Annotated in this window: 7 protein-coding genes; all 7 read left to right on the forward strand. The window is 41.8% G+C overall.

Annotated features, from left to right (window positions below):
- The coding region (locus ACT8YW_RS03970) for a discoidin domain-containing protein (RefSeq protein ID WP_444104072.1) at window positions 1-212 on the forward strand (212 nt) is incomplete at its 5' end.
- 95 nt (window positions 213-307) lie between these two features.
- Window positions 308-1279: a glycoside hydrolase family 43 protein gene (locus ACT8YW_RS03975; protein ID WP_444104102.1), complete on the forward strand. Its 972-nt coding sequence runs from the start codon at window positions 308-310 to the stop codon at window positions 1277-1279.
- 321 nt (window positions 1280-1600) lie between these two features.
- Window positions 1601-4066 carry an alpha-L-arabinofuranosidase C-terminal domain-containing protein gene (locus ACT8YW_RS03980; protein ID WP_444104073.1) on the forward strand — a complete coding sequence of 822 codons (2466 nt, stop codon included), beginning with the start codon at window positions 1601-1603 and terminating at the stop codon, window positions 4064-4066.
- A gap of 36 nt (window positions 4067-4102) precedes the next feature.
- The gene (locus ACT8YW_RS03985) at window positions 4103-6052 is read left to right on the forward strand and encodes a glycoside hydrolase family 97 protein (protein WP_444104074.1); all 1950 of its coding nucleotides are present in this window, start codon (window positions 4103-4105) and stop codon (window positions 6050-6052) included.
- Window positions 6053-6216: 164 nt separating this feature from the next.
- Window positions 6217-7362 carry an AAA family ATPase gene (locus ACT8YW_RS03990; protein ID WP_444104075.1) on the forward strand — a complete coding sequence of 382 codons (1146 nt, stop codon included), beginning with the start codon at window positions 6217-6219 and terminating at the stop codon, window positions 7360-7362.
- Window positions 7363-8018: 656 nt separating this feature from the next.
- Window positions 8019-12176, forward strand: a complete 4158-nt coding sequence (locus ACT8YW_RS03995; protein ID WP_444104076.1) for a hybrid sensor histidine kinase/response regulator transcription factor — start codon at window positions 8019-8021, stop codon at window positions 12174-12176.
- Window positions 12177-12366: 190 nt separating this feature from the next.
- Entirely contained in the window at window positions 12367-15495 is a 3129-nt protein-coding gene (locus tag ACT8YW_RS04000) for a SusC/RagA family TonB-linked outer membrane protein (protein ID WP_004314408.1), read from the forward strand.
- Window position 15496: the final 1 nt, after the last annotated feature.

A 15496-nucleotide genomic window follows, 5' to 3' on the forward strand; every position in this document is an offset into this window, starting at 1 on the left:
GCAACCGTACAGCCGACAAGATATTCGACTTGCAGGAATCTACTTTCTGGATGACCGTGGACAATGTTCCTTATCCTCATCAGTTGGTGATTGATTTGAGTAAAGTAGAAACAGTAACTGGCTTCCGCTATCTGCCTCGTGCCGAAAAAGAATACCCGGGTATGATTAAAGAATATCGGGTATATGTGAAATCTGCAGATTTTGACTACTAAGCTGTTGATGGATAAGAATGAAACTGTTGGAGGACGAAACTTAAATTGTTGAAGAACAAAATTTGATTAATTGATAGACAAGCATTGAAATAATGATGAATATAAAGAAGAATATCACCCTTTTCGTACTTCTCTTCGTAGGAGTGTTGACTGGATATTGCCAGCAGTCTGCTTACCTGTTTGTTTACTTCACCGGCAATCGCATGAGTGAAGAAGCTGTCAGGATGGCTGTTAGTCTCGACGGATATAATTATAAAGCCCTGAATGGAAATCAACCGGTGCTTGATTCCCGTGTGATTAGTTCAACAGGCGGAGTGCGCGATCCCCATATTTTGCGTTGTGAAGACGGGAAGACATTTTATATGGTAGTTACAGACATGGTATCTGCCAATGGATGGAGCTCTAATCGCGCCATGGTATTGCTGAAATCGAAAGACCTTGTACACTGGACTTCCAATATCGTGAATATCCAGAAGAAATATCCCGATCAGGAAAACCTGAAACGTGTGTGGGCGCCACAAACGATTTATGACAAGGAGGCCGGGAAATACATGATCTATTGGTCCATGCAACATGGCAATGGTTCGGACATCATTTATTATGCTTATGCTAACAAGGATTTTACCGATATAGAAGGAGAATCAAAACCGCTGTTTCTTCCGAAAAACGAAAAGTCATGTATTGACGGAGATATCATTTATAAAGACGGGCTTTATCACCTGTTCTATAAAACGGAAGGGAATGGAAATGGCATTAAAAAGGCTGTTACTTCCTCTCTGACCTCTGGACTGTGGACGGAATCGGATGACTATAAGCAGCAGACAAAGGATGCAGTAGAAGGTGCGGGCATCTTTCCATTGATTGGATCGGATAAGTATATCTTGATGTATGATGTGTATATGAAAGGCAAATACCAGTTTACCGAGAGTTCCGATCTGGAACATTTCAAAGTGATTGACCATGCTATCAGTATGGATTTCCATCCACGCCACGGCACTGTCATACCGATTACCCAAAAAGAGTTGAAACGCCTCTTCAAGGTCTATGGTAAACCCGAAGGTTTCTGAACTAAAATATCTCGTGGGACAGGAGAAAAATACCTGTCCCTGATTTGTTAAACCAATTGTTTTTCAGGCGGGTAATCTTCGCTTCCCAGTGAGTATTCCCATCCTTTTGTTTTCTTTTGAGTTATTCTGATAAGATGGATTCAACTAGTTGTAATCCAGGAAAACAGTATACGATATGGGGAAAAGTGTATATTTTACCCTTGTTTACTTGTTTCTTATATATTTTTTAAGTGTATAATTACCAATTATTATATGAAACACGCTTGTTAGAATGATGAAAATCTTAACTTTGCGATTGATAATCTTAATGCAATATATACCATGAGAAAATTATTCCTCTTTTTAGTTGTCTTGTTTTTGTCGTTCCAGCAGCTCACTTTAGCTGCAATCAAAGAAATGACGAGTACACCCGATTCGGTTTATCTGTTTTCTTTTGCAACTTCCGGAGACGACGGACGCAGCGGACTCCGTTTTGCCTGGAGTACAGATAAAGAAAATTGGTTTGAAAGTGGCCGGAACTACGGATATCTCCGGTGCGATTATAGCCGCTGGGGATCACAGAAGAAAATGCTCGATCCTTATTTGAAACAATCGCCCGATGGCGAATGGATTTGTACCTGGAAACTGAATGACCATGATGGATACGGCCAGGCTACTTCCAAGGATTTAATCAACTGGACCAGTCAGAAATATCCCCGTACTACGCCGGATTTTGACGGAGTGAGAGTGAAAGCTATTGTTGCCGGAGAAGAGCAGAAAGGAAATATCAACCGGGTAGCTTGGACCTTGGTGGATGGATTGGATAAAAATTATGGCTGGAATCAATATCGGAACTCATTACATGGAGAACGTCCGGTACAGGATGGAGAACGTTTTGCCGGTTTGAAGCCTGTAAAAGCAACGGTCACTGTACAACCGGAAGGTGCAAAAGCCATTAGTGATGTATTGCTGGGCGCTTTTTTTGAAGACATCAATTATTCGGCAGACGGAGGACTCTATGCAGAACTTATCCAAAACCGCGACTTCGAGTACGACCCTTCGGACAGGGAAGGAGATAAGAACTGGAACAGCACTCATTCTTGGGCACTGAAAGGAGAGAAAACGACTTTCACTATTGATACTACCGACCCTATTCATATCAATAACCCACATTATGCCGTGCTGAATGTAGAACAACCGGGAGCTGCATTAGAAAATACAGGTTTTGATGGAATCGCACTGAACACCGGAGAGAAATATGATTTTTCCATCTTCGCCCGGGTTCCGCAGGGTAAATCAAATAAATTGCAGGTTCGTCTGGTAGATGGAAAAGGAAATGTGTGTGGAGAAACTTCTCTAACAGTGTCTTCCCGTCAATGGAAAACATATAAAGCGGTGATAACTGCTAAAGCTACTGCGGACACTCATCTCGAAATCATCCCTCAATCTGTTGGTGAATTGAATCTGGACATGATTTCCCTATTCCCGCAGAATACATTTAAAGGACGTAAGAACGGGCTTCGCAAAGATCTGGCTCAAGTGTTGGCTGATATTCATCCCCGTTTCATCCGTTTCCCCGGTGGCTGTGTGGCTCATGGTGATGGCTTGAAAAACATTTATCAATGGAAAAACACAGTCGGTCCGTTAGAAGCAAGAAAGGCGCAACGTAACCTTTGGGGTTATCATCAAAGCATGGGACTGGGATATTTTGAATATTTTCAATTCTGCGAAGATATTGGTGCGGAACCGCTTCCGGTATTGGCTGCTGGTGTTCCTTGCCAGAACTCTGCCTGTCACGGTGACTTGAGAGGCGGGCAGCAAGGCGGTATCCCAATGAGCGAAATGGGTGCTTATATTCAGGATATTCTTGATCTGATAGAATGGGCAAACGGCGACGCTAAGAAGACAAAGTGGGGAAAGGTACGTGCCGAAGCAGGCCATCCGAAACCTTTCAACCTGAAATACATCGGTATCGGAAATGAAGATCTCATCACCGATATCTTCGAAGAACGTTTTACAATGATATTTAATGCCATCAAAGAAAAATATCCGGAAATGATCGTTGTAGGTACAGTAGGACCGTTCAATGAAGGTACAGACTACGTAGAAGGATGGAAACTGGCCGACAAACTGGGTGTGCCGATGGTGGACGAACATTATTATCAGACTCCGGGATGGTTCCTGAACAATCAGGATTTCTACGATAAATACGACCGTTCGAAAAAGACAAAAGTATATCTGGGCGAATATGCGACTCATATCCCGGGACGAAAAGCGAATATCGAAACTGCACTGACGGAAGCTCTTTATCTTGCTGCCCTGGAACGCAATGGAGACGTTGTACACATGACTTCTTACGCTCCTCTTCTCGCCAAAGAAGGACATACCCAATGGAATCCGGATTTGATTTACTTCAATAACCGGGAAGTGAAACCGACCACCGGATATTATGTGCAGAAACTCTACGGACAGAATGCCGGAAACGAATATTTGCCGTCGAAGATCACTTTGGATAATAAAGACGATAAAGTGCAGAAACGTTTTGCTTCTTCCATTGTCCGCGATTCGGCAAGTGGAGATGTGATTGTGAAGTTGGTCAACTTACTTCCTGTAGAGGTGAATACTCATGTCGACCTTTCCGGAATCGGTGCGGTACAGCCTTCTGCAAAGAGAACCGTACTGACCGGTAAACCGGCAGATACTCCGCTACCTGTTGAAGATACGGTGGAAGTGGCAGAAAAGTTTGATTGCCAATTGCCTGCCTACTCTTTTACGGTGATCCGGATAAAAAAGGCAAATGAGAAATAACAGGAAATAAATGAAGAACATAATAACATGAATAATATGAAGAAGATAATAAGCGCTCTGATGGTGGCTGGTTGCTGTCTGACTTCGCTGATGGCACAAGACGTAGTCGTGAAAGGACCGGATGAAAAACTGCAATTGGTTGTCTTTACTTCCCCTACCGAAAAGCCAAGTTATTCCATTACCTATAATGGGAAAAACATGCTGGAGAAATCGCCTTTGGGTATGAACACGGATATCGGTGACTTTGCTAAAGGAATGAAACTGACAGGGCATACGGTCACCCCTATTGATACTGTCTACTATCAGGATCGTATTAAAACTTCACAAGTGCATTATCAGGCAAACGAGCTGAACTGTCATTTTGAGAACCCGAAAGGACAGAAAATGGATGTTGTCTTTCGTGTCAGCAACAATGATGTAGCTTTTCGTTATGCCCTGCCGCGTCAGGATGGAAAAGGAAGTGTAACGGTGACTGCCGAAGAAACCGGTTTCCGTTTTCCGCAACAGACTACTACTTTCTTGTGTCCGCAAAGCGATGCCATGATAGGATGGAAGCGTACAAAACCCAGTTATGAGGAAGAATACAAGGCAGATGCTCCGATGAGTGACCGTTCCCAGTACGGGCATGGTTACACATTCCCTTGCCTGTTCCGTATCGGTGACGATGGTTGGGTGCTGGTCAGCGAGACAGGAGTGGATAGTCGATATTGCGGCTCACGCTTGAGTGATGTGAGCGAAGGTAATTTGTATACGGTTGCTTTCCCAATGGCAGAAGAAAATAATGGCAACGGAACGGTTGCTCCGGCATTTGCCTTGCCGGGAGCTACTCCCTGGCGTACCATAACAGTTGGCGAAACTTTGAAACCGATTGTGGAAACAACTATTGCGTGGGATGTCGTGCGTCCTCTTTATGAAACAAAATATGACTACCGTTTCGGACGCGGCACATGGAGCTGGATTCTTTGGCAGGATGGTAGTATCAACTATGACGATCAGGTGCGATATATTGATTTTGCTGCCGCAATGGGGTATGAGTATGCGTTGATTGATAACTGGTGGGATACGAACATCGGTCGCGAACGCATGAAGTCTTTGGTAGAATACGCACGTAGTAAAGGCGTGGAACTCTTCTTATGGTATAGCTCTTCCGGTTATTGGAATGATATTGAGCAAGGACCGGTTAATCACATGGACAACGCCATTATCCGCAAACGGGAGATGAAATGGTTACAGAGTCTCGGAGTAAAAGGCATTAAAGTCGATTTCTTTGGTGGTGACAAGCAAGAGACGATGCGCCTGTATGAAGATATCTTGAGTGATGCCGACGATCACGGCCTGATGGTGATCTTCCACGGTTGTACAATCCCTCGCGGATGGGAACGCATGTATCCGAATTATGTTGGTAGTGAAGCCGTACTGGCATCCGAGAATATGGTATTCAACCAGCACTTCTGCGATAGAGAGGCTTTCAATGCTTGTCTGCATCCGTTTATCCGCAATACGGTGGGTAGCATGGAATTTGGCGGCTGTTTCCTGAACAAACGACTGAACCGCAACAATGACGGAGGAACTACGCGTCGCACTACTGATATATTCCAACTGGCCACTACTGTATTATTTCAGAATCCGGTACAAAACTTTGCACTTGCTCCCAACAACCTGGAAGATGTTTCTCCTGTTTGTATGAACTATATGAAAGCGGTTCCTACCACTTGGGACGAGACACGCTTCATTGATGGATATCCGGGGAAATATGTAGTCTTGGCACGTCGTCACGGTGACACTTGGTATGTGGCGGCCATTAATGCCGGGAAAGAAATAGTAAAGTTGAAACTGGATTTAGAAATGTTTGCCGGGAAAACGGTTTCCCTGTATAAGGATGATAAGAAAGGAGAACCGCAGCTTGTGCCGTTAAAAGTGAAAGAGAACGGTAAAGTGCAGCTGGAGATTCTTTCACAGGGAGCAGCTGTATTGGTAAACAATTAGTCTGCTAATGAAATTCATACTCTCTCGGAACGTTAAGTTTGGGATCGTTGGAAGGTTATAAAAGATGAATATCTAGCAAAAGTTTGGTAGAATCAATATTTATAGTGTAATTTGTGTAGCATAAAAAGTGCTACACAAATTACGCTATAAATAATTGCTTGAATATGAATGACGTAAATAACCCTTTTCTGATTTATGCCTATGCGGGACCTAAGTACTTCTGTGACCGGGTAGAAGACACAGAACGCCTTATTTCCGCTTTACGGAATGGAAGAAATGTGACCTTAATGAGTCCTCGCCGTATGGGTAAGACCGGATTGATACAGAACGCATTTTATCAGATCCGTCAGGATTATCCGGAGGCAGCCTGTTTTTATATGGATATTTTTTCTACTACATGTCTGGATGATTTTATCATTCAGTTCGGGCAGACTGTGATTGGTAAATTAGATAATTTATCGCAGAAGACGTTGGCGGCAATCAGCGGCTTTTTTAAAAGTTGCCGTTTAGTGTTTTCCCCGGATGTCTTAACGGGAGTGCCACAAGCAACTCTTGATTTTCAACCTTCCCAGGCACAAGCAACATTAAAAGAGATTTTTGATTACCTGGAACATTCGGGAAAGGAATGTTATATTGCTATTGATGAGTTTCAGCAGATCACTGAGTATCCGGAAAAAGGGGTAGAGGGCTTGTTACGTTTTTACATTCAGTTTTTACCTCATGTACATTTCATTTTTTCAGGAAGCAAACAGCATCTTATGGCAGAAATGTTTGGATCTGCAAAACGTCCTTTTTACCGGAGTACGGAAAAGATGAATCTGGCACCTATCCCTTTAGAACATTATTCCCTTTTTGCCATACGTTGGATGCAGGCAGGAGGAAAAGAATTGAGTGATGAACTTTTCCGGATGATTTACCAACGTTTTAATGGTTATACATGGTATATACAGTATGTGCTGAACCGGCTTTATGAACAAAGGGAAGCTATCTTGAATGAAACCATATTTGAGAAATGTTTGGCGGATATAGTTCGCTCCGAGGTGGATGAATATCAGCGTCTATATGGTATGTTGACCGAAAATCAGTCTACTTTGTTGCGTGCTATCGCCCGGGAGCAATTCGTCTCGGCCATTAATAGCTCTCTATTTATTAAGAAGTATGGATTGAAAGGATCGAGTAGTATTAATGCAGCTCTTAAATTTCTGATTAATAAGGAATATGTGTTTAAGGCAGAAGAGGGATATTGTGTGTACGATCGTTTTATGGAATTGTGGTTGCAGACATTGCCTTACGCTGGTATACTAAAATAATCATATTCAAGAAAAGACCCTTCACCTTTCACAATGCCCTGTTCATCGGCATTAGCGGGTGAAGGGCTGGCTTTCACCTTCCTTTCACCTTTCTACCCTGATTTTCACAGATTGTCTATTCTGCTAAATCCTTCATCTATCGTTGGCAGAAGAAGTGTTAATAGATAGTTTCCAAACTATTATAGGAAAACTTCTTTTCTATAAGGGATAAACTTCCTTTGTATAGGACCTAAACTTTTTTTGCATTATAAGAAAACTATAAATGCAAGCTTTGATTATATAAATGAAACTTTCATTTATATAATTGCAAGTTTTGTTTTTATAAACGCAACTTTCATTTATAGATTGCATTTAATGAAAAGTAAGTTTACATACTGGTAATAGGAAGTTTACCTATAATCAAAAGAAAGTTTGTTATTAATGAAAGAGAGGGCAGTTAGTAATGAATAAGGAAGCAGGTCAGGTGTGTCTTCAGTTGCATAGATAGATGTAGCGATGAATTAATTCAAATCCGTGAAAAACAAATAAGTAATAATGGCGTAGTGCGGTTCTCTTGATAGACAATAATCTAAAAACAGACAAAAAAGAATGATAATTCTCTCATTAAATAGATAAAAGTGTTTATTTTTGTTGCAATAAAACTACAAATCTACTATATGAAAAATAAACGATGCGTAAATATTGTTAATAGAAAGATTATACTTCTTTTATTTTTATTCTGCATGCAACCTTCTACTGCACTACTTGCATCAGGAGATAACCTTGTCGCCAATCTGAAATTCAAGCGGTTTCCTGCCTTGAATAATTTGCCATCGGACGAAATACAAAAAATATATCAGGATAAAGATGGATTTGTTTGGCTGGCAAGTCGTTATGGCTTCTATCAATATGACGGTTATGAAACTACTTTGTATAAATCAAACCTGTATACTCCCGGACTGCTGACTAATAATAATATCCTCTGTTTGGCGGACGACTATGACCATAACTTGTGGATAGGTACGCAGGAAGGTTTGAATATATTGGATAAGAAAACCGGAGAAATAAAGAAAATACTGTTTCCCGTCATTCCGAACAATGTGATATCTTGTCTGCTGGTGATGCGTGACCATTCCGTTTGGCTGGGTACGGATGCCGGATTGTGTAAGTACGATGCCGAAAATGGCACGTTTGTGGTTTATAACCGGGAACTGACCGGAGGAGTGTTGGATTATACCGCTATTAAATCATTGTTGGAAGATTCGGAGGGGGATTTGTGGATAGGTACCTGGTCGTCGGGGTTATATAGATATGTCCCTTCCACCGAAAAATTTTATGCTTATCCTACCATGAATGAACGTAATTCTGCACATGTCATTTATGAAGATACAAATAAGAATATTTGGGTAGGCAGTTGGGACTGTGGGCTTTTTAAACTTAACAACCCCAAAAATCTCCGGACGGTATCTTATGTGAACTATCGGCATAAAACAGGTGACAGTACAAGTTTATCCGATGATATTGTGTATGATATAAATGAAGACCTGAATACCGGGACATTATGGGTAGGGACCCGTAGCGGACTAAGTATTATGAGTAAAAATATCCCCGGCCGCTTCATTAATTATAAGTCCCGCAGTTCTTCCCATTACATCTTTTGTGATGAAATCAATACAATTCTGCGCGATAAGGCAGGAATGATGTGGATTGGTTCTATCGGTGGAGGCGTATTGGCGGTTGATACAAATCAACCGATGTTTGCTTTCCATAGTCTGGATTTTGCGGACAATGATATCCCCATTACTTCCGTACGTGCATTGTTTGCGGATTCAGAACGTAATATTTGGATGGGGATTGGTACGTATGGGTTGGCTTGCGTTGAATCTGTGACCGGTAAACTGAAGTCTCATTCACAAATGCCGGAATTTGCAGGCATAACTGTTCCGACCGTTTACTCTGTGATGCAACGGCGGAATAGCGGGGAAATCTGGTTTGGCACTTACGATGGGGGAATTTTTATTTATCAGAAGGGGGAGAAAGTCAGGAACCTGACGGTGGATAACTGTAAATTCTTGGGTAACTCCTGTGTCTTTGCACTTTATGAGGATGAACATGGAAACTGCTGGGTAGGAACTCGTGGCAGTTTGGGAGTATTGTTGGCTAATGGAAAGAGTTTTTTGTTCAGTAATATAACATTTACGGACAATACACGGCTTGACTGGTTTTATGTGCGCGACATCATCACCGACAGTGAGAATAGTGTGTGGATAGCGACTTCAAACTACGGGATAATTCATATTCAGGGGGATATTCAGCATCCTTCCACTTTAAAGTATAGCAATTACAGCTTTTATAACGGAGCCTTGACGACAAATAATGTGTTGTGTCTTTATGAAGACAAGGCCGGATGTTTGTGGGCAGGGACAGAAGGAGGAGGACTTTATCTTTACGACCGTAAAAATGACCGCTTTGATGGGAAAAATCAGGAATATAATATTCCCGGTGATATGGTCGGCAGTATTGAAGAAGATAAAACTGGAAATCTGTGGTTAGGTACCAATGCGGGGTTGGTGAAGTTGGGTGCACAACCGATAGAACGGGATGCAGTGGTTCGCGTATATACTGAAGTTGACGGGCTGCAAGGGAATTTCTTCATTTCCCAGTCTGCATGCAGCCGCGACGGAGAATTGTTTTTTGGAGGATACAGGGGATATAACTGTTTCTTTCCGGAGAATATGGAAGAGAAACAGAGAGAGGTGTCGCTTGCTATTACTGATATTAAGATATTCAACCGCTCCATAACTTTGTTGCCATTGGATATACAGCGAAAAATATCTAAGTTCACTCCGGCTTTCACTCAAAAAATAGAATTACCTTACCAATACAATAATTTTAGTATAGAGTTTGCCACACTTACCTATAAGAATCCGGAACTGAATCGATATGCCTATCAGTTGGAAGGATTTGATAAAGAATGGGTATACACGAATGCCGACCGACGTTTCGCTTACTATAATAATTTGGAAAGCGGAACTTATACATTCCGTCTGAAGGCAACCAATGAAAATGGAATATGGAGCGGTTATGTCCGAGAATTGACGGTTGTGGTACTTCCCCCGTTTTGGGCAACTTGGTGGGCGTACATCTTATATGTATTGTTGGTTGCCGGAGCAGTTTTCTGGCTGTTCCAAATCACGCGCAACCGCATTTTGTTGCGTAATGAGCTTCGGTTGCGCGAAATGGAAAAAATGAAGGCGGAGGAATTGAATCATGCCAAACTGCAATTCTTTACCAATATAACTCATGAATTACTGACACCGCTTACCATTATTTCTGCCACGGTGGACGAACTTAAAACTCAGGCTCCCTGGCATACCGACTTGTATGCGGTGATGCAGAGCAATATCCATCGGTTGATACGTTTGCTGCAACAAATTTTGGAATTTCGTAAGGCAGAAACAGGGAATTTAAAGCTTCGGGTCTCTCCCGGAGACATAGCCGCTTTCGTGAAAAAGGAAGCGGAAAGCTTTCAGCCTTTGATAAAGAAATCGAAAATACATTTCTCTGTATTGTGTAACCCGGAGTCAATCACAGGTTATTTTGATACGGACAAGTTGGATAAGATTCTATATAATTTACTGTCTAATGCGGCTAAATATACAGTAGAAGGCGGCTTTATACAAGTCACTCTGTCGTATGCGGAAGATAGAGACCATGTACTCCTGAAAGTGAAAGATAACGGAAAAGGAATTTCAAAAGAGAAGCAGACAACTCTTTTTCAACGTTTTTATGAAGGAGACTATCGCAAGTTCAACACGATTGGGACGGGAATCGGACTGTCGCTGACCAAAAATCTGGTAGAACTGCATGAAGGTACGATCTCTGTAGAGAGTGAAACCGGGCAAGGTGCGGAGTTTATTGTTTGTATTCCTATTGACCGCTCTTATTTCAGAGAAGACCAGATTGATGATGAAGCTATCGTGCCGATACAGAAAATGATGACTTACGCTGAAGAAGAAGATACGCAGCCAATGGATGATTCGGAGGTAGAGAAGAAGAAACATTCGGTGTTGGTGATAGAAGACAATGAAGAGTTACTGCAACTTATGACAAGACTGTTGAAACGTGAATATAATGTATTTACTGCGGAAAACGGGAAGGAAGGAATTTCCGTGTTGGAGAATGAGGACATAGATTTGATAGTGTCGGATGTGATGATGCCCGAAATGGACGGGATAGAGTTTTGCAAATATGTGAAAAGTAATCTGGAGATCAGTCATATACCTGTGATACTGTTGACTGCCAAGAATAAGGAAGAAGACCGGGCGGAAGCTTATGAAGTGGGGGCGGATGCTTTTATCAGCAAACCATTCAATCTGCCTGTGCTTTATGCACGTATCCGTAATCTGTTGAAATATAAGGAAGGAGTAGTACGCGACTTCAAACATCAGTTGGTATTCGAGTTGAAGGATTTGAATTATACAAGTCTGGATGAGGATTTTCTGCAAAGGGCTATTGATTGTGTGAATGGGCATTTGGAAGATGCTGAATTTGATCAGCCACAGTTCGCTGATGAAATGAAAACCAGTAAGTCTACCTTATATAAGAAACTTAAATCTTTGACAGGGCTGAATACGTCGGCCTTTATTCGTAATGTCCGCCTGAAATCTGCCTGTCGGATCATGGAGGAAAAAGGTAGTAATATCCGTATCTCCGAATTGGCTTATGCGGTGGGATTCAATGATCCCAAATATTTCAGTTCCTGCTTTAAGAAAGAGTTCGGAATGTTACCTTCAGAGTATATTGAACGCTTCTTGGCTGTTCCTGCCAAGTAAGAGGGAAGAATCTTCGTATTCACAGGTTGAATTATCATTCAATTTGGTAGAGTAATTAAAATTCACCCTAAGATAAGTATTATTGGAGCCCTGCTGATAGGAGGGTTCTTACATTTGCATTGGTTTTTCTACATGGATGATAGAATAACCATATAGTTCACTTAATGTTTAATCTTAATATTTATACTAAATGGAAAGACAAAAGCAATTCTATGAAGGACAAGCGGGAAAGAAATGTCGGCTATTGCCGATAGCACTCTCGTTGTTTTTGTTTCTTTTGATTCCTCTGAAAGGATATGGTGATGACAGGCCCATGTCAGAGGTAGTGCAACAACATTCCAAAGTGACAGGTACGGTGGTGGATGCCAATGGTGAGCCTGTGATTGGTGCTAATGTAACGTTAGTGGGAACGACGCTGGGGACCATTACCGATATAGACGGGCGTTTCTCTCTCAATGCGAATTCCGGTGCGAAAATTAAAGTTAGTTTTATCGGTTACAAGGAAAAAGTGGTAACCATTAAGAAAGGTATTAGTCTCAATATAGTTTTGGAAGAAGATGCACAGTCATTGGGAGAAGTTCAGGTAGTAGCTTATGGTGTACAGAAAAAGGTGTCCATCACGGGAGCTATTTCTTCTATGAAGGGAGATGATTTGCTGAAAACTCCGGCAGGGTCTTTATCCAATGTGTTGTCCGGGCAAATAACCGGTATTTCATCCGTACAGTATTCGGGTGAGCCGGGAGCGGATGCGGCAGATATTTATGTACGTGGTGTCGCTACATGGAACAATGCGAAGCCGTTGATTCAGGTAGATGGTGTAGAACGTGACTTTTCACAGATTGACCCGAATGAAATAGAGAGTGTGACTGTGTTGAAAGATGCTTCAGCTACAGCAGTATTCGGTGTGCGGGGTGCCAATGGCGTTATCTTGATTACTACCAAACGTGGTGCGGAAGGAAAGGCTAAGGTTTCTTTCTCCACATCGGCGGGTGTCAATGTGCGGACGAAAGATTTGGAGTTTGCCAATTCCTACCAGTACGCTTCCTATTATAATATGATGAAAGTCAATGATGGTGGAGTGGCTACTTTTAGCGACGAACAGTTGGAAACGTTCCGTAATCACTCTAATCCGTTGCTGTATCCGGATATTAACTGGATTGATTATTGTATGAATAAGGCTGCTTTTCAGTCTCAACATAATGTGAATATATCAGGTGGAACCAGTAATATGAAATATTTCGTCTCTGCCGGTTTGTTTACACAGGGTGGTATGTTCAAACAGTTTAATGCGACGGATGACTTTAATTTTGATTATAAGCGATACAATTATCGCGCTAATTTGGACTTTGATGTAACGAAGACGACCTTGCTTTCAGTGAATATTGGCGGTCGTATAGAAACCAAACGTACTCCGGAATCAGGTGAAGACCAGAACCAGTTGTTCCGTAAGCTTTATTGGGCGGTTCCTTTTGCGGGTGCAGGTATTGTAAACGGTGAACGGGTCGTATCTAATTCTGAGATTCTTCCTTTTACGGGAGTGGACGGATTGAGTTCTTATTATGGAAAAGGTTTTCAGACAAAGACGACAAATGTTCTGAATGTAGACCTTGCATTGAACCAGAAGTTGGACTTCATCACAAAAGGACTGTCCGTAAAACTGAAAGGTGCTTATAATTCAGAATATGCCAATACCAAAAAGGCAAGTTCATCCAAGGCTTATTATACGCCTGTTGCAAATGCGGATGGTTCTATTTCTCTTCGTAAATATGGAACTGATTCTCAATTAAGTTACGGGGAACCTGACAATGGCTTTTCTAAAGCACGTAACTGGTATATGGAGCTGGCTTTGAATTATGCCCGTAAGTTTGGTGACCATAATGTGACAGGATTGTTATTGTATAATCAGTCGAAGAAATATTATCCGTCAGAGTACTCCGACATACCTACCGGATATGTAGGTTTGGTAGGACGTGTGACCTATGATTGGAAAACCCGTTATATGGCAGAGTTTAATGCGGGCTATAATGGTTCGGAGAACTTCCGTCCGGGAAATCGGTATGGTTTCTTTCCGGCTGGTTCATTGGGGTGGGTTGTAAGTGAGGAGTCTTTCTTCCAGCCGATTAAGAGCGTAGTGAATTATTTAAAGTTGCGCGCCTCTGTAGGAATGGTGGGTAATGATGTATCACAACGATTCTTATATTTGCCCGATTCCTATCAATATGGTGATGGTGGATATTATTTTGGACAGAATGTTGGAAATAAAATGCCTGGTGCCAGTGAAGTCAGCCGTTCTAATCCGGATGCCAAGTGGGAGACTGCTATAAAGCAGAATTATGGAATGGATGCCACTTTCTTGGCAGAGCGTTTGACGGTTTCTTTAGATTACTTTAGGGAAGATCGTAGTGATATCTTATCTAAACCGGATTATTTGCCGGGTATTTTGGGAATGTCACTTCCTTCCGTGAACGTTGGAGAAACATTGAATAGAGGATTTGAAGTACAGTTGAAGTGGAATGAAACTCTGAAGAATGATTTCAGATACTGGGCAAATTTCAATATTTCTTTCTCAAGAAATAAAATCGTCTATAAAAATGAGGTAGAACAAAATGAACCTTGGATGTATGAGACAGGGCGTAGAATCGGTTCCCGTTCAATGTATAAGTTTTGGGGATTTTATGATGAAACGGCGGATATGCGTTATCAGGAAGAGTTTGGACATCCGATAGCTAATCATGGTATTACGTTGGTGCCTGGTGACTGTGTTTATGTGGACTTGAATGCCGATGGTGAAATAAATTCCAATGATGCTACGCGCGATATAGGATATACGGATATGCCGGAATATACTGCCGGATTGAATACCGGGTTCAGTTGGAAGAACTTCGATTTCTCTATGCAATGGACAGGAGCTTGGAATGTGGATCGCATGTTGGACGAATTCAGACGTCCGTTGGGTGATACGAATGAAAAGGGATTGTTGCTCTATCAGTATAATACGACGTGGCGTTCATCGGCTGATACATTCACTGCTAAATTCCCGCGTACTTCCAGTTTGCATGCTTCCAATAATTATGCTGGGTCTGACTTGTATCTGATTAATGCCAGCTATTTGCGTCTGAAAAGTGTGGAAATAGGCTATAATTTCAATTTCCCTTTCATGAAGAAATTGAAAATGGATAATTGCCGGTTATATGTAAATGGATATAATCTGATTACTATTACCGGATTCAAATGGGGAGACCCGGAATCTCGTCAGAGTTCTCGCCCTAATTATCCTTTGACACGTGTGTTTAATGTTGGATTGAAACTTGGATTCTAAT

The sequence above is a fragment of the Bacteroides sp. genome (genome assembly GCF_052357945.1).
Taxonomy (GTDB): Bacteria; Bacteroidota; Bacteroidia; order Bacteroidales; family Bacteroidaceae; genus Bacteroides.